Origin of the sequence: Mucilaginibacter sp. MD40, from assembly GCF_002288635.1 — a bacterium.
Lineage (GTDB): Bacteria > Bacteroidota > Bacteroidia > Sphingobacteriales > Sphingobacteriaceae > Mucilaginibacter.
Map to the genome: position 1 here is coordinate 287,323 of NZ_NRSW01000001.1, position 16,824 is coordinate 304,146.

At 44.5% G+C, this 16,824-nt stretch carries 18 protein-coding genes and 1 riboswitch; of the genes, 9 read left to right on the forward strand and 9 right to left on the reverse strand.

Translation table 11 applies throughout. From position 1 onward, the window contains the following. Positions 1-34: 34 nt before the first annotated feature. From CKK33_RS01300 to CKK33_RS01310, 3 genes are all read right to left on the reverse strand, one after another. The gene (locus tag CKK33_RS01300; RefSeq protein ID WP_095702371.1) at positions 35-997 is read right to left on the reverse strand and encodes a hypothetical protein; all 963 of its coding nucleotides are present in this window, start codon (positions 995-997) and stop codon (positions 35-37) included. A 66-nt stretch (positions 998-1,063) separates the two neighbouring features. After that, complete coding sequence (locus CKK33_RS01305; protein WP_095702372.1) at positions 1,064-2,017, reverse strand: tryptophan 2,3-dioxygenase family protein; 954 nt, start codon at positions 2,015-2,017, stop codon at positions 1,064-1,066. Between the two features lie 19 nt (positions 2,018-2,036). Further along, entirely contained in the window at positions 2,037-2,531 is a 495-nt protein-coding gene (locus CKK33_RS01310; RefSeq protein WP_095702373.1) for a hypothetical protein, read from the reverse strand. Between the two features lie 99 nt (positions 2,532-2,630). Continuing rightward, positions 2,631-2,695, forward strand: a riboswitch (Fluoride riboswitch). A gap of 28 nt (positions 2,696-2,723) precedes the next feature. Here CKK33_RS01310 and CKK33_RS01315 point away from each other — a divergent pair. After that, positions 2,724-4,040: a voltage-gated chloride channel family protein gene (locus CKK33_RS01315; protein WP_095702374.1), complete on the forward strand. Its 1,317-nt coding sequence runs from the start codon at positions 2,724-2,726 to the stop codon at positions 4,038-4,040. 67 nt (positions 4,041-4,107) lie between these two features. Continuing rightward, on the forward strand, positions 4,108-4,587 hold the full coding sequence (locus CKK33_RS01320) for a universal stress protein (protein WP_095702375.1): 480 nt from the start codon (positions 4,108-4,110) through the stop codon (positions 4,585-4,587). A gap of 170 nt (positions 4,588-4,757) precedes the next feature. Here the strand turns inward: CKK33_RS01320 and CKK33_RS01325 are convergent, their stop codons facing one another. The 3 genes from CKK33_RS01325 to CKK33_RS01335 all read right to left on the reverse strand — a co-directional run bounded on the left by CKK33_RS01325 (position 4,758) and on the right by CKK33_RS01335 (position 7,741). After that, a complete protein-coding gene (locus tag CKK33_RS01325; protein ID WP_233138126.1) occupies positions 4,758-6,071 on the reverse strand; it encodes an HAD-IB family phosphatase in 1,314 nt (437 codons plus the stop codon). Positions 6,072-6,179: 108 nt separating this feature from the next. Further along, positions 6,180-7,076, reverse strand: coding sequence for an SDR family oxidoreductase (locus CKK33_RS01330; RefSeq protein ID WP_095702376.1), 897 nt, complete (start codon positions 7,074-7,076; stop codon positions 6,180-6,182). Between the two features lie 86 nt (positions 7,077-7,162). Then, a complete protein-coding gene (locus CKK33_RS01335; protein WP_095702377.1) occupies positions 7,163-7,741 on the reverse strand; it encodes a Crp/Fnr family transcriptional regulator in 579 nt (192 codons plus the stop codon). Positions 7,742-7,842: 101 nt separating this feature from the next. Here CKK33_RS01335 and CKK33_RS01340 point away from each other — a divergent pair, with 101 nt between their 5' ends. From CKK33_RS01340 to CKK33_RS01370, 7 genes are all read left to right on the forward strand, one after another. Next, positions 7,843-8,613: a Ku protein gene (locus CKK33_RS01340; protein WP_095705709.1), complete on the forward strand. Its 771-nt coding sequence runs from the start codon at positions 7,843-7,845 to the stop codon at positions 8,611-8,613. 76 nt (positions 8,614-8,689) lie between these two features. Next, entirely contained in the window at positions 8,690-9,235 is a 546-nt protein-coding gene (locus tag CKK33_RS01345; RefSeq protein WP_095702378.1) for a ferritin-like domain-containing protein, read from the forward strand. A gap of 174 nt (positions 9,236-9,409) precedes the next feature. Next, positions 9,410-9,871 (forward strand): PA2169 family four-helix-bundle protein, encoded by a 462-nt coding sequence (locus CKK33_RS01350; protein ID WP_095702379.1) that lies wholly within the window; start codon positions 9,410-9,412, stop codon positions 9,869-9,871. Between the two features lie 130 nt (positions 9,872-10,001). Beyond that, on the forward strand, positions 10,002-10,736 hold the full coding sequence (locus tag CKK33_RS01355) for an acyl-CoA desaturase (protein ID WP_095702380.1): 735 nt from the start codon (positions 10,002-10,004) through the stop codon (positions 10,734-10,736). A gap of 279 nt (positions 10,737-11,015) precedes the next feature. Next, positions 11,016-12,272 (forward strand): pyridoxal phosphate-dependent aminotransferase, encoded by a 1,257-nt coding sequence (locus CKK33_RS01360; protein WP_095702381.1) that lies wholly within the window; start codon positions 11,016-11,018, stop codon positions 12,270-12,272. Between the two features lie 65 nt (positions 12,273-12,337). Next, positions 12,338-13,048: an SAM-dependent methyltransferase gene (locus CKK33_RS01365; RefSeq protein WP_095702382.1), complete on the forward strand. Its 711-nt coding sequence runs from the start codon at positions 12,338-12,340 to the stop codon at positions 13,046-13,048. Beyond that, complete coding sequence (locus tag CKK33_RS01370; RefSeq protein WP_095702383.1) at positions 13,048-14,649, forward strand: FAD-dependent monooxygenase; 1,602 nt, start codon at positions 13,048-13,050, stop codon at positions 14,647-14,649. Before CKK33_RS01365 ends, CKK33_RS01370 begins: the two co-directional genes overlap by 1 nt. Before the next feature lie 76 nt (positions 14,650-14,725). Here the strand turns inward: CKK33_RS01370 and CKK33_RS01375 are convergent, their stop codons facing one another. The 3 genes from CKK33_RS01375 to CKK33_RS01385 all read right to left on the reverse strand — a co-directional run bounded on the left by CKK33_RS01375 (position 14,726) and on the right by CKK33_RS01385 (position 16,822). Beyond that, a complete protein-coding gene (locus CKK33_RS01375) occupies positions 14,726-15,250 on the reverse strand; it encodes a hypothetical protein (RefSeq protein ID WP_143822877.1) in 525 nt (174 codons plus the stop codon). A gap of 37 nt (positions 15,251-15,287) precedes the next feature. After that, a complete protein-coding gene (locus CKK33_RS01380) occupies positions 15,288-16,016 on the reverse strand; it encodes an intradiol ring-cleavage dioxygenase (RefSeq protein ID WP_095702385.1) in 729 nt (242 codons plus the stop codon). 110 nt (positions 16,017-16,126) lie between these two features. After that, entirely contained in the window at positions 16,127-16,822 is a 696-nt protein-coding gene (locus CKK33_RS01385; protein WP_095702386.1) for a LytTR family DNA-binding domain-containing protein, read from the reverse strand. Positions 16,823-16,824 lie beyond the last annotated feature (2 nt).

Sequence of the window (16,824 nt, forward strand, 5' to 3'; positions counted from 1 at the left end):
AGTTTTAAAATCCCTCTTTATAAAAGCGCTTTGATCATTTATCAGCCTTTACATTATCGCAATGCCCATCATATCCACTTTGCTCTAACACCTCTTTGTACTTAGCCCTGTCAAGCAGCGTTTTAATTGCCTGCTGCTTATCCGCTTGCCGGTTGTAGTAAGCTTCACAAATGCGCATACCTATAAAATAGCCAAGATCGGCAGGTTTGTTCTTTATGGTACCAGTGTTATAGAACCATTGAGATACATCCTCGCTATTAATGCCTGACTTAAATTTATTCCAAAGCTCACATTCGTTCTCCAAACCATATTGATCTAAACCCGGTAAATGGCCATCATTTAAAATATAGGTTGATAAAAAGTTGGCACAACCCTCTCTCATAGCAATAGCCAGCAAATTATCGTCCTTTTTGTGGAACTGTTGGCCATGAACACTTTCGTGCATCACCAATTCTTTAAGGTTAATACCTTTTAACAGGGCCGTACGCAGGTTTCCTTTTAATTCCGAAAAATCCATATCAGAGGTTGCCAATGCTATTTCTGTCCCCATCAAAATCAGGTTACCCTCGCTGGTGCCCCCACCTCTGAAACAACCTATAGCAAAGCACACACGTGGTACCTTATAGTCCGGAATAGCCGCTTTCATTTTTGCAAAACCGCTATCCAGCATGGCTGTGTATGCTGAAATATTTTCGGTCTTTAAACGAACCTGTTTCAGATATTTAGGGTAGCGGCGTATGGTATTCACCAATTCAGGAGCGGTATACCCGCGTATACTGATGAACATCTTTCCCTCAGTGCTCATCCTGTCCAGGTAATACTTTTGAATAATGGCAATACTATCCTCCCTGGTTTGGGCATCCTTTAAACTATCCACAGCTTCCCAAAAATGGCCGAGGTCGCTGATTACATAGTTTTCTTTAATTGTGAAAGAGGTAACGGCAAAACAGATGATACCGCAGGTAATGATGGTGAAAAAATAGCTAACAGGTTTCATGGCACTGCAATTTAGCTAAATCAAAACTATATTGAGGCCAATACAAACTTAAAATTGCTAACTGGACTACAGCTCGCTCACCACCTTTTCTACCCAACCTTTACCCCATTCGTTAACCTCTTGTTCGCTCCACAAAGAAGGGTAAAATATACGCTTCTGGAAACGGGGTGGCAGGTATTTTTGCCAGTTGGTACCACCGGTAGCCTTAATTTCCTCTGGCTCGCGGTGCAGGTAACGCACGGCAGATTTATAGTGACTCAACGGCCAGTTTACATTTACGTTAATATCTAACTGGCGCAATTGTTCTTCAAGGGCCCTGGTGTTTTCGCCCTTCAGCTGCATTTGGTGTAGCAAAGTGTTAAAATTGGTACGATGTACCGATTTGCCTAACTCGATAAATGTTTTGGCGTATTTTTTCTCGAACTGATTTAGCGTAAGCGTTTTTTTACCGGTTGATAACTCGGTAGCGCCATATTTCCAGTAGATCTGGTCAAATTGCTGCTCAACAGATGCGTCGCGTAGCTTGTCCCGATATGCGGGAGCAACCAGGTTAATAAAGTCTGTAGCGTGGATCTCTATCATGCGGTATTGCCCGCTCTGGAAACCGCTGGCCGGTAGCAGCGACATCCTGAACTGCAGGAATTGCTCTTTCTCCATACCATCCACCATGATCTCGAATGAGTTGGTTAATGCCTCAAAATACCGGTTAATCCTTTTTACACGTGCGGTAAAAAAATCTACGGTAAGGCTTTCCTTTTCCGCAATTTGCTTGCACTCGTGTAACGAAAGCTTAAAATACAGCTCTGTTATCTGGTGGTACATTATAAATATCTCCTCATCCGGGAACTGCGTCTTGGGGCTTTGCAGGCTCAGCAGCGTATCCAGATGAATGTAATCCCAATAGGTCAAAAAGTCGGCATGCAGCAAGCCATCCAGGTAGGAGGTCATGTCCTGCCCCATCGCATCATATTTTTCCTGCAGCAGGTTTAATCTTTTTTCAATTTCGGGCGAGATGCTCATAAGAGCAAATATAGGAAAGTTAATTTTTTGATTGCGATGCTTCAATTTTCTCAATACACCGCATTCGGTCTTTTACAATATCCGCCATACCTTTAAAATACCACGGCTCGGAGCTTCTATCAAAGCTGAATTTAAAATCTATCCATAAAAATTTGAAGCCTATTATATAGCCGCCGCCATCGGTACAGTCGGGGCAACCAAAGGTTCTTGTTAAGTTGGATAGCAGCAGCAAAGGGGCATTAAATTTAAGGTCGCTGAAGTCACCCTTGATTATCTGTATAGCCTCTACGCTTTTTTTTGAAGGCTTTTGAAGAATGAGTTGGTCGTCGGTAATCGCGTATTCCAGATTGCACATATCACATTCGCCTGCAAAATAACCTACGTACTCCGTTCCAAAACTAAGCCTAATGATCGACATGGCAAATAAGGCAGTAATGATCAAAGCCGCTTTTGTACGCTTAGAAAGCTCTGTCCAACTGATACTAATATTTACCGATTCTTCTTTAATACCCATATCATTAATAACCCTTAGATGATAAGGTAACCCGATTTCATAGAGAAGTAGTTGAAAATGTTTCTTGATTTTTAATTTTGATTTTTTAATTTTGACTTATTCACAAAAGGCAATGGTGTTCTGCCTATTTGAACCGCTGCAAAGCTGATGACGCCTACTCAAATGGATTTTTTATTTATTTGCTTGTAGGCTATGTTCAAAAATATCATCTCAAAACAGTTAAATCTTTTTAGTTATCTATTGCGGTGGACGCTTATTAGTATACCTGTAGCTATTGCCATTGGTAGCGTAGTCGCTTTTTTTCTGTGGCTGCTTAGCTGGGCCACCCATTTCAGGTTTGGGCATACCTGGTTACTTTATCTTTTGCCCCTGGCTGGTATTGCCATCCATTTACTTTATAAATGGTACGGGCAAAGCGCCGAACGCGGTAATAACCTCATCATCGATGAGATACACCAGCCGGGTGCAGGTGTACCTAAGCGTATGGCCCCGCTTATTCTGCTGACAACCGTTATCACCCATTTATTTGGTGGCTCGGCCGGGCGCGAGGGAACAGCGGTGCAAATTGGAGGGAGCCTCGCTAATTTATTTGGCTCCTGGTTTAAACTGAATGAGGCGGATAAAAAGCTGATACTTACCGCCGGCGTTGCAGCCGGATTCGGGGCTGTTTTTGGTACGCCGCTAACGGGTACCATCTTCGCGCTTGAGGTTATTGCTATAGGGCGCATACAGTATAATGCTTTGCTGCCTTGTTTAATTGCCGCTCTTATTGGAGATGTTACCGTATCAGCATGGGGTGTACATCATACCCAGTATCATATTGATGTGATAAACGCGGGCGGAGATTTTTACGGCAAGCATTTACCGCTAAGCTTTTTGTTACTGGGTAAAATAATACTATCATCTGCTTTATTTGGCCTGGCGTCAATGGCATTTGCCCGGGCGGTACACCTGGTTAAGAATACCGCTCTAAGGTTAATAAAGATAAGCTGGCTCATCCCGGCAATAGGCGGTATAATTATCATCGTTTTAACGTTTGCGTTAGGTAAACCCGACTATCTTGGACTGGGGGTGGATGCGGAATATCCTGGTGCGGTAACCATAGTATCCGCCTTTAAACATGGCGGTGCCGATGCTTTTAGCTGGTTATGGAAATTGATCTATACCTCCGTAACGCTTGGAACGGGTTTTAAAGGCGGTGAGGTTACACCCCTATTTTATATTGGGTCCACATTGGGTAATAGCCTTGCGGATATACTAAACGCGCCGGTTAGTCTTTTTGCCGCGCTTGGCTTTATCGCTGTATTTGCCGGTGCTACCAACACGCCGCTGGCATGTACGCTGATGGGTATTGAACTCTTCGGCGGAGAGTATGCCATGTTCTTTGCAGTGGCCTGTTTTACGGCTTACTTTTTTAGCGGCGAACAGGGTATTTACTCCGCGCAGCGAACAGACACTGCCAAGTTGGGTGGTTACCGAAACAGGCTATTTTCGAAATACAAACTTTAGCAACGAAGCCCTCAAAACATATTCGCGGCTGATTGTTTATAGCTTAAATCCTTAATCCTCATAAAACATGAAGATCAGCCGCATTTTGATCGGTATAGATGACAGCAAATATGCTGAGTACGCTACCAGCTATGGCTTTGATTTAGCTAAAACCTTTAACGCCCATGTAGCACTGGTACACATTGTTGAACCTGCCGTTACGCCTGATACCGGCAGCGGTGCCGATAACCTGATGGGTATGCCATTGCCTACGGCAGATTATAACGACGTTACCGTGATGGATATACAGCGCGAACATGCCGATAACATCATTCACCAGGTAATTGAAAAGTACGGTAAAGGTTTAGAGATCACCCATTTTAATGAATTTGGTTCAACTGCCGATGGCATACTTAACTGCAGCGAAGAGTTCAAAGCCGATCTGATCGTTATCGGTACGCATAGCCGTACGGGTATCGACAGGTTGCTGATGGGAAGTGTAGCCGAAAAAGTGATACGCAATGCGAAGGTACCGGTAATGGTAGTACCGCTTGGGGAAAAGGATTAAGCTTTAATCACTTTAGTCACGGCAAAGAGCTGAAAAAAATATCTTGTCATTCTGAGCAACAGCGAAGAATCTACTATCTCGCAGGTAGATGCTTCGTTCCTCAGAATAACAACTTTATAAATACACCTATGAGGTTGCCCCGCTACGCTCGCAATGACACCTTCAATAAGTTAATACAGCAGCCTAAACTTAATGGTGTGTTCAATAGCCTTTAACTCGTTAAGCACCTGGGTATCGTAACCGGCGTCCACATCGGTAATTACGTAACCAATTTGCGGGTTGGTTACCAGGAACTCGCCTACAATGTTAATGTTGTGGTTGGCGAATACCTCATTTATTTGCGCCAGTATGCCGGGTACGTTCTTGTGAATGTGTATCAGGCGGTGAGCATTGTTAACACGTGGTGGCTGCAGATCAGGGAAGTTGCAGCTCATATGGGTTTTACCCTCATTCATAAAGGCGATAACACGCTTGGGGATAAAATCTGAGTGACGAGGGTTTTGCTTCGGATCATCAAAAATGATGATGCCTTTTTCCCCGGCAGCTTCAGAGAGTTTTTTGCTGGCCACCTTTCCAAAGCAACCTATCACTTTCAATCGGCCCGCATTTTCTAATTGCTCAATGGTTGGTTGATGGTGTTCGTCGCAAAATAAAACGCCGGCCTCTTGCAAGTACTTATCCTCAATTGTGGATTGGTGGCGGATGTTATAGCCCTCGCGTTTCATCTGGCTTAGCGCTTCCTCGTCAATATCGCCCACTACCAAACATTTAATGCGGTTTTTAGGATATGATATAGCACGCGGTAGTTTATTGATGTACAGGAACTCATCAAAACTTGGTGTAATATGGTCAGCTTTTTCAGCTACCGATTTACGTTCGATATTCTCGGTAAAGGCAAAGAACTTTTTGATCATGCCCGACTCTTTCAACTGAAAATCAGAGTAGCCATCGCCTATGCCGTAAATATCGCCCTGCAGGTTAAGCTCTTTCAGCAATTTTACTTTTCCACCCTCTTGCGATAGCGGGTTTTCTTTATCGTAGCCGATGATATTTCCCTCGTCGTCAAACACAAAAGTATTGGCGTAGATATTCTCTTTCTTGATATGGTATTCCGTTACTACCGGCGTAATGAACTCCTTAAAGCCACCGGAAACGATCAACACCTCATCCTGGTGCTTTTTAAAGAATACCGTGTTGCGGGAGAACGACGTAGAAACCTTCTTTTTTAAATGACTTATCAGCATTTTAAGGTGCTCGCGGTTGGCGCAAAGCAACTTAACCCGCTGCTGCAAACTTTCGGTGAACGACAGGCGCCCTTCCATTGATGCATTGGTAAGGTCTTCAATCTGTTTATAGATATCCTCGCGCTGCGGATGGTTTTTAAGCGAAATGCGGGCCAACTCATCCAGTGCCTCTACCTGTGTAAAGGTGCTGTCGAAATCTATAATAAAGTATTGCTCAATTTTTTCGGGCTGCGACGTCATAATCACAAATGTGCAAAATTTTTGTGACGCAGGCTAAGTAAAGTGTAATTACCACACCACCCCTATAGATAAAGTTGCGGGGCGTTAATTGCTTACGCCCCTGCAATTTTACTTAAAATATATACCCGACTCGAGGTCATCCATTAGTGTTGGGCTTGTAGGTTCCCACCCGAGGGTTTCGCTGGTTATAGTATGCGATGTTGGGTTATCGAGCATTACAAAATGCTGGATCCATCCAAAGTGTTCCGTAGCCTCATCGCCGGTTTTTGAAACAACTGACAGGTTAAGGTTGCGGCCAATTACTTCCGCAATGTCTTTTAACGGCACCCCTTCTTCTGATGATGCGTGATAATTGGCATAGTCAGCCGCTTTCTCCAAAGCCAGTACGTAAAGTTTAGCGGCATCAAGGCGGTGTACGCCCGTCCACCGGTTGGTGCCGCCATCAACATAGGCAGATACCCCCTTTTCTTTGGCCAGCCTTACCAGTATGGGCACAAAGCCATGATGGTCGCCCTCGCCATGTACTGATGGAGATAAACGCACTATAGACACTTTTACACCTTTTTCGGCGGCAGCGCGTGCAGCCTCTTCTGTTGCTACACGCGGGAACTGTTCTGATGTAAAAGAAGGCTGCTTATCTTCAGTTGCTAAACCATTACCCGATAATAACGCTGTGCCCGATGTAATCACAAATGGGCGCGATGAACCCTCCAAAACAGAGGCTATGGCTTCGATCACTTTACGGTCTAACTCACAGCTGGCTTTAAAATTTGAAAAATCGTGGATAAAGCCGCAGTGGATTACGGCATCGGCAGCAGCAGCTCCGGCTTTTACGCTCTCTATATCTTCCAGCGAACCGCGATGCACATCGGCACCGGCATTGGCAACTGCCTGTGCCGCTTCGTCTGAACGGACAAGCCCCAATACCTGGTGCCCTGCTTTTATTAACTCCCGGATGACGGCCGAGCCCACAAAGCCCGAAGCGCCGGTTACAAATACTTTCATGTTAATGTGTTATTTATAAGTAAATCAATAACACAAATGTCTGCCGGCCCAGCGCCTAAAAAGAGGACATTTGTCCTTATTTTATTTTACCGCTTTACCTGCGCATGCCTTACGCGGGTTAGCGTTTTAAGCGATACACCAAGATACGAAGCCACCATGTGCAGCGGTATCCGGTTAAAAATATCCGGGTAGCTGCGTACAAAATCTTCGTAGCGTTCCTCTACGGTGGCACTCATAGTATTAAATACGCGTTCGCGTGTCATGGCCAAATTGCGGGCAATAATGTTTTCGCTGTATATTTTCAGTTTTGGGATAGCAACAGACAACGATACGAAGTCGCGTTTGGCCCATAGCAGCATATGTGTGTCTTCCAGGGCCTCAATATCATAAAGCGTAGGCGTGCCATTGCCAAGGCTTTCGGGCTCGGTCATCCAATGGTGTTCGGGCGCAAAATACATATTGTGCTCGCTGCCGTCCTCGCGGGTACGAAAAAGCCTGAGCATGCCACCGAGTATAAATATCTTATGGCGGCATATCTCACCAGCCTGCAACAACATATCCTTACGGCGCACCTTTTTTTCAGTAGCTACAGATAACATCAAGCTTATCTCTTCATCATTAAGGTGGATATATTCCTTTGCGTAGTTACTGAAGTTATTCATCATTTCAAAAATAACGAAAATGGCGGCTTGTTAGATATGCGACTCATGCGTTAAAACTCTTTAGCATAGCATTGGTTATGTTAATTCACATCAACAGTAACGCTATGAGATCGATATGGAAAGGTTCATTAGGCTTTGGGCTGGTTAGCATACCGGTTAAGCTTTATTCGGCAGTGCAAACTACATCGCTTGACTTTGATATGCTGGACAACCGCGACCATGAACGTATACGTTACCAGCGCGTTAATGAGAAAACTCACAAAGAAGTACCGTATGATAAGATTGTAAAGGGCTACAAGCTTAACGACGATTATGTGATAATGGATGATGCCGACTTTGAGGCCGCGGCCCCCGAGAAAAGCAAGGTAATAGAAATTGAAAGCTTTGTTGATATTGATGAAGTGAACCCGATGTTTTATGAAACATCCTATTACACCGAGCCCGACACCAAAAACAACAAAGCTTATGCACTATTGATACAGGCCTTAAAGCAATCGGGCAAGGCAGGCCTGGCACGTTTTGTTCTGCGCAGCACCGAAAGCCTTTGTATTGTGCACCCGGTAGAAAATGTGCTGGTAGTAACGCGCATACGGTTTGGCCAGCAAATACGCGGCACTGAAGAATTAAATGTTGCCGATGATGTGAAAGTAAGTAAGAAAGAACTGGATGTGGGCCTGGCCCTGATAAAGCAATACGCCGAAAAGTTTGATGTATCTAAATTCAAGGACGAGTATACCAATGAATTACTTAACATCATCAAGCAAAAATCTAAAGGTAAGCGGGCAACCATAAAAAAACTTAAACCGCATAAAACAAAAAGTAATGATCTGTACGATCAGTTAATGCAAAGCTTGCAGACCAAGAAAGGAGCTTAAATTAAATAATTATCCTAATAAGAAAACATATAGCGGTAGGTTGTGTTCTATAAAAGAACATTAACATCTATATGCTATGGCAACTAAAACAAAAAAATCACCCGAAACCACGGAAATAGCCGAAGAGTCGGCTTTGAACGAATTATTTATTGATGAGTTAAAAGACATTTATTGGGCAGAGAAACACCTGACCAAAGCGCTGGACAAACTGGCTAAAAAAGCCACCACAGAAGAATTGCGCAATGCTATATTAACACACAGAGACCAAACCGAAAACCAGATTACCCGCCTTGAGTCTGTTTTTGAATCTATCGATGAGAAAGCCGTGGCCAAGAAATGCGAAGCAATGGACGGCTTGATCAAAGAAGCGGACGAGATTGTAAAAAGTACCGAAGATGGCAGCATTACACGTGATGCGGGCATTATTTCGGCCTGCCAGAAGGTAGAGCATTATGAGATCGCGTCATACGGTACGCTTAAATCATTAGCCGGTGTCTTAGGTTATACCGAAGCGGTTGAACTACTGGACGCTACGCTGCAGGAAGAGAAGCAAACCGATGAATTGCTTACGCAATGTGCCGAATCGTCTATCAACCAACCGGCAAAAAGAGAAAAAGCATAATTAAAATCTGAACAGAATTGTAAAGCCGCAATCAGGCAATTGCGGCTTTCTGTTTATGTACCGGTCTTATAATTGTTTACCAACATTTGTTATTTCAATTTGAAAAATAATTAATTTCAAATTAAAGTATGGCATGGTGGTTGCAATAAATTTATTAAATTAAAAACTACCATTATGGAAACTACCACAGAAAAAGCAGTTGAAGTATTAAACGACTTAATAGAAATCAATAACGACCGCATTGATGGATTCACCCGTGCATCAAAAGACCTGGGCGAAGGTGATTTAGACCTTAAAGCAGTATTTGACAAATTTGCCAGCGACAGCCGCAAAAATGTACAGGAATTAAGTGCAGCCGTAGGTCAATTAGGTGGCGAGCTGGAAACAGGCAACTCTGTAAGCGGTACTTTACACCGCGCATGGATCGATGTAAAAGCTACCTTTAGCGGCCACGACCGTAAAGCCATATTAGATGAGTGCGAACGTGGTGAGGATGCCATTAAAAAAGCATACCAGGACGCGTTAACCGAAGATAATGGCCTGGCACCACAACACATTGAAATGTTATCGCGCCAGCAGGATGCCGTTAACGAAGGCCATGATAGCATTAAAGCACTGCGTGACCTGCATGCATAATACATTTGATTAATTTAAAGAGAGCCACTTGCTAAAACAAGTGGCTCTTTTGTTTTTTTGTTAGGATGAACAGTTTAGGGCATTTAACCGTATCTTTGTATCCTTTTATAAATACTGCAAATTTACAAGTGTGATTATTTTAATATTTTTTCTTGCGCATTGGTTTCTGTCGCTATTCTTTCAAACGTTTTTCCTGCACCGTTACGCGTCTCATAAAATGTTTACCACCAATAAGTTTTTTGAGCGTACATTTTATGTTATGACCTATATTTTCCAGGGGTCGTCATATTTAAACCCGCGTGCTTATGCTATTATGCACCGCGAGCACCATGCCTACAGTGATACGGAGAAAGATCCGCATTCGCCCCACTTTTTTAAGGACGTTTTCCAGATGATGTGGTACACCGCTCAAACGTATAAAATGCACGAACGACGTTTAAAAGAACCGGAAGAACGTTTTAGGGGCAACTACCCTGAGTGGAAGTTCCTTGACGTAATTGCTTCATCAATGGTATCACGTATCGTATTCGGTTTGCTATATGTAGCTTTTTACATTCAGTTTGCTACCGCCTGGTGGATGTTCCTGCTGCTACCCATACATTTTCTGATGGGCCCGCTGCATGGAGCCATTGTAAACTGGTGTGGCCACAAATACGGTTACGCTAACTTTGATAACAACGATAAATCAAAAAACACTACCCCTTTTGATTTCCTGATGCTTGGCGAATTATTCCAGAACAACCACCATAAACGCCCAAACAGCGCAAACTTCGGCGCTAAATGGTTCGAGATAGACCCTGTTTACCCGGTAATGAAACTGATGCACTGGGCAAAGATCATCAAGCTGAGAAAAGCGTACGCCTGATAGCGTTGAAAGTATAATATATAGAGGCGAAAGGTGATGAACTTTTCGCCTTTTTTTATTATTACCGAATACGTAAGCAATAAGCCTCACCTAAATCCTCTCCAAAGTACGGGACTTAAAAAGGATTGTGTTTTAGAACCCTCTCCTCTGTATAAGATAGATTAAGGCTAACGATTGCTTCTCTCCTTGTAATAGCGGGATTTATCCGGCGTTACTTCAGAGCAGGCCGGGTTAGGCTTCATCTCTTTTTCTTATCTTTGGCACTCAATATATCCTATAATGAAAATATCGGTATTAGCACAAAATCTTCATGGCTCTGAGATCATCAAAATAGCCGGCGAGATAAACGAATTGAAAAAACAGGGCCAGAATATTGCCAACCTCACCATTGGCGATTTCGACGCTGATATTTACCCTATCCCGGCCGAACTGCGCGATGGCATCATCGACGCTTACAATCATAACCAAACCAACTACCCACCGGCTGATGGTATGCTTAGCCTGCGCGAGAGCGTTTCTGCATTCCTTAACCGTACTTTGGGGTTGGATTATGCTGCTAACCAGATACTGATATCAGGCGGATCGCGCCCTTTAATATATTCTACTTACCTGGCCTTAGTTGACCCGGGCGATAAAGTGGTTTTCCCTACACCATCATGGAACAATAACCACTACTGCGACCTTACCGGTGCCGAAGCCGTATTGGTAGAAACCCGCCCCGAAAATAACTTTATGCCTACGGCAGATGAGATACGCCCGCACCTGAAAGGCGCTACCTTGCTGGCACTGTGTTCGCCGCTTAACCCCACCGGTACCATGTTTGGTAAAAAGGACCTGGAAGAAATATGCGACCTGGTGATTGCCGAAAACAAAAGCCGTAGCGCGGATGAAAAACCGCTGTACCTTTTGTATGATCAGATCTATTCTCAGCTAACCTTCGGCGAGTACAAACATTATGATCCGGTGACCCTTCGCCCGGAGTTGAAAGATTACACCGTGTTTATTGACGGCGGCTCAAAATGTTTTGCCGCTACCGGTGTTCGTGTAGGCTGGGGTTTCGGCCCGGCGTTTATCATCAATAACATGAAGGCTATTGTTGGCCACATGGGTGCCTGGTCGCCAAAGGCCGAGCAGGTTGCTATGGCCGAATACCTGAAAAATGAAGGTTTCGTGAACAGCTACCTGGATACCCTGAAAGACAGGATACAGGCAAGCCTGAATACCCTGCATGAAGGTTTCCAGCAATTAAAAGCGGAAGGCTTCGCGGTTGATTCGATAGAGCCGATGGGCGCTATTTATCTGACCATTAAGTTAGACTATACCGGCAAAACAACCCCGGATGGCAAAGTACTGGAGAACAGCGCCGACGTAAACTTCTACCTGATAAAAGAAGCAGGTGTAGCCTTTGTACCATTCTCAGCTTTCGGCACAGGCGAAGAAGTGACCTGGTTCAGGGCATCAGTAGGCGCCACTGCATTGGAAGATATCGAGCAGATGACACCACGCATCAGAACAGCTTTAGCTAAACTGAAATAAAGAAACAATCTCATCTTAAACCCTCCCTTTTAGGGAGGGTTTAAGTGGGACCATAAACCTTTACCATGCCAAACGGAACACTCTATCTCATACCTGTCCCCCTTGCTGATGATGCCGCGGCTAAATCATTTACGCCGTACCTTACCGATACCATTAACAGCATTAAGGAATACATTGTAGAGAATGAGAAAACCGCCCGCAAGTTCCTGAAACAAGCCGGACTAAAAACGCCGCAAAGCGAACTGCTGATACATGATTACGGCAAGCATAATCGCGACAGCGGACTGAAGGATTTTTTTAAGGGATTATTGGCCGGTAACGATGTTGGCCTCATGAGCGAGGCTGGTTGCCCCGGCATAGCCGACCCCGGCGCTGATATTGTTGCCGAAGCGCATCGCAAAGGGATAACGGTAGTGCCATTGGTGGGGCCAAGCTCTATCTTGCTGGCGCTTATGGCATCCGGATTTAACGGACAAAGTTTTACCTTTCACGGCTATTTGCCGATAGACAAAGCTGACCGCACACGCCGCATTAAGGAGCTGGAGAATGCTGCCGAGCGCCATAAACAAACGCAATTGTTTATTGAAACTCCGTTCCGCAATGATAGCATGCTGCAGGAAGTTTTAAAAACCTGCAAACCCAATACGCGCCTTTGCATTGCCTGCGATATTACGGCACCTACAGAATTTATAAAAACCCAAACCATAGCAGCCTGGCAAAAACAGGTGCCCGATCTGCGGAAACGACCGGCTATATTCCTGCTATTCCACGCCTGATGCTGAGGCCGCCGCAACATACCAGCGTGCTCATTGTAGGAGCAGGTCCATCAGGATTGATGATGGCCGCGCAATTGCTGCGCTACGGTATACAACCGGTTATTATTGATAGTAAGCCCGGCCCTACAGACCAATCAAAAGCTTTGGCTGTGCAGGCGCGTTCGCTGGAGATCTATCGGCAAATGGGGGTGGTTGACAAAATATTACAGGAGGGCAAGAAAGCCAAAGGTTTAGCCTATTTTAAGGATGGAGATTACCTTGCAGAACTCAACCTTAATCAAATTGGTAGCCAGCAAACGCTGTTTCCATACATCCTGCTCTATCCACAAAGTAAAAACGAACGTGTACTGCTCGATTATTTAACACAAGCTACCTGCCCTGTTTACTGGCAAACCTCGCTTGTACAATTACGCCAGTTAGGCACTAAAAGCGAAGCGACCTTGCAGGCGGGCGAGCATACTTACCGAATCACCTGCGATTATGTAATAGGCGCTGATGGCGCGCATAGTACTGTGCGCAAGCAAATGGGCATGCATTTTAGCGGTGATACCTACAAGCATAAGTTTTTCCTGGCAGATGTTAAGCTAAGATCGGTTATGGATGATCAGCTCATCACTTTGTACATGGATAAACAGGGCTTCGCCGGTTTTTTCCCGCTGCCGGAAGCCGATAGTTTCAGGATAGTAGCCAGTTTGCCCGACGAGTTAGAGGATGAAGAAAACCCAACGCTTGAGGCGGTTCTGCCTGCTTTAAACAGGATCACCAAAAGAGAGATTCATGTAGAAAAGATCAATTGGTTCACCACATATAAACTGCATCATCGTATGGCTACGCAGTTTAATGAGGGTAACTGTTTCCTGGTGGGAGATGCCGCTCACATCCACTCGCCGGTTGGCGGCCAGGGCATGAACACCGGCCTGCAGGATGCTTATAACCTTGCCTGGAAACTGGCCGCGGTGATCAACGGACAAATAGCACCTCACATCATTAACAGCTACGGAGAGGAAAGAATGCCGGTAGCCAAAGAATTGCTAAATACTACCGATAGGATCTTCAACGTGGTTACTTCACGCACCTGGTTTGGCAATTTGTTAAAGCGCTATGTGGTACCACGCGTGCTCAAGTTTGGTTGGGAGAAAGAAAGTGCCCGCAATTTCTTTTTTAAACGAGCATCACAGATCGGCATCAGTTATCGCGATAGCAAACTGAGCTTATCATTAGGCAGGCCGACCGAGATAAAAGCCGGCGACAGGCTACCCTACTTGGAAATTTTCGACGAAAAGAAAAAAGCTAACACTGATTTGCATAGCTGGTGCGCTAAATCCGGTTTCACGCTCCTTACCTTTGGCCAAGTGCAAGAAAGCTTTTTATTCACCATAGCCAAGTGGCTTACGCAGGATTACAACGGCGCTATCAATTTCTTTCATTTGCCATACTCATCATCAAACCAGCAAGTGTTTGATAGCTTGCAAATAGCAGAGGGCACACGCAAAGCCATCATCGTAAGGCCGGATATGCATATCGGTTACCTCAATGACCTGATAGATATCAGCATGATGAATAATTACCTGCGAAATATTGTTGGTTTTAAAACCCGCTAAAAAGCTATGCCCCCGCATTGCTGCAGAGGCATAAACACTAAACCAAACACTATTATGAAAAAAATCAGGCGTTCTGTTATGCGGCTAATACATTCTGTTTATTTGAGGTAGCAATGCCAACAGGCTGGTAGCTGCTTATGGCTAAATGATCCTGCATTTTTACGGTGAATGTAGTTTCGCCGCTATTGGCAGATAGTACCAGGTATTCGCCTATGGTATTTAAAAGCAGTAATTCACTGGTTATGTAATTAATGGCAACTTTGTGTGCGCTGACGTCGGTGATGTCAGATTCTATTAATTCCATTTGGGGTACCTCAAAATTGATGCTGTTCCCAAGTGTATCAGTAAGTACCGGTATCTTATTCTTAAGCGTCTCAATAAAGTACCCTATTACAAAACTTAGCTTGTAATGTAACGAGTTGGCCCTGCCATCGTTATTCTTCATCTCGCTAAATGTCCTTAATACGTTGCCGGGATTATAGGCCTGTGACTTTAACAGAAACTCCCGGTAAGATGCCGAGAGGATACTGCGCTCAAAATCTGTTTTGGCCGATGAATCGATAACCTGTTTATAAGTAAGTTTAATGATAGCTTTAGACATAACGGTAGTTTTTGTGATTGATATTGTCCCGGTGATCTTATAATGCAATGCCGAATGTATATGTGCCCGTGTAGCCAGCTGCAATGCTGCCTGTTAAAGATGGCGTTTCGTTAGCCAGGTCGGTAGCCGAGTTTCCCAGAATGCCGTCATTAGCGTTACGGGTGGTGTTTACCCCTACGCCGTAATGCGTATGCACCGCATCAGAGATATTTTCAGGAAAGGCAAACTGGGCTGTCTTTTTTAATACATTGTTCACAAATATCTCGAAGTGGATATGTGTTGCCCTGCCCTGGTACCAGCCCGGATAAACTGTGGTAAAGGTTACAGCACCCTTAGCATCTGTGGTTTGGTAACCGCGTAAGAAAGTTTCGCCTACAAAGCTTTTACCGTTTTGGTTTCCATAGCCCGAGTAGTAGCCATCTTTACTGCAATGCCATATATCAACTCGTGCATTCTGCACTACATTACAATTATCGTTGGTATTTACTACCAGTAAGTTAAGCACTAACGGCACGCCTGTTTGTCCGCCGGTAATGTCTGACCGGTCAAGCGGGTTCTTTAACTCACCGCCGGGATAAGGATAAGGGCCTTCTACCTCAGTAGGAGTTACACGGCAGGCGCTGCTGCCTGCATTAGTATCAGCCGATGTTGTAGAACCGGTGCTGTCAATCGCCGCATCTGCCGAATCCTTTTTACAGGCGTCCAACAGCATGGGCGTTGCCGCGGCGGCGATGGCGAATGATCTTAAAAAATGTTTACGTTCCATATTTACAGAATTAGCAGGGGTGTGCGTTTATTTATTTCTGTAAAAGTAGATAGCTGGTAGAAAGTATTGAAAAGGGTATCGGTAAACGCCTGTTTTGTATCGATTACGCTTTACTTCATCCAGTTACGGACGAAATCAGCATAGCTATCGCTCACCGGCAATTCAATAGCAGGTAGTTTAACCTTACGGTTTTGTATGGAGATGATCTTGTTTACAGGCACAATATAACTACGGTGTATACGCTGAAACCTACCCTCGGGAAGTTTCTCTAAAACCCGTTTAAGGGGCATAAGTGTAAGGATGGTTTTGTCAAACTGGAGATGTATCTTGATATAGTCTTCCATACTTTCTATGTATTCAATATCCTTGTGGTTTATCTTCACCATTTTGTACTCCGAATAAACATACAGGCTTTCACCCTCGCCATCACCGTTGGTAGCATTTTTGTAACGATGATAGTCGGCCGCTTTTTCAATAGCCTTACCAAAACGTGCAACGTCAATAGGCTTAAGCAGGTAATCTATGGCCTCCAATTCAAAACCCTCAAAAGCAAAGTTTTTATACGCGGTGGTAAATATCACCATTGGCTTTTTATCCAGCGCACGCACCAGGTCAATGCCGGTAATATCGGGCATGTTAATGTCTATGAATAGCAGATCAATGACGTTGTTCCGCAGGTATTCAGCGCCGGCAATGGCATCCTCAAAAGTTTGCATCAGGTTAAGCGACGGGAACTTGGAGATGTAGTTTTTCATCAGTTCCAATGCCAGCGGCTCATCATCTATGGCAACACATTTCAATTGCATAT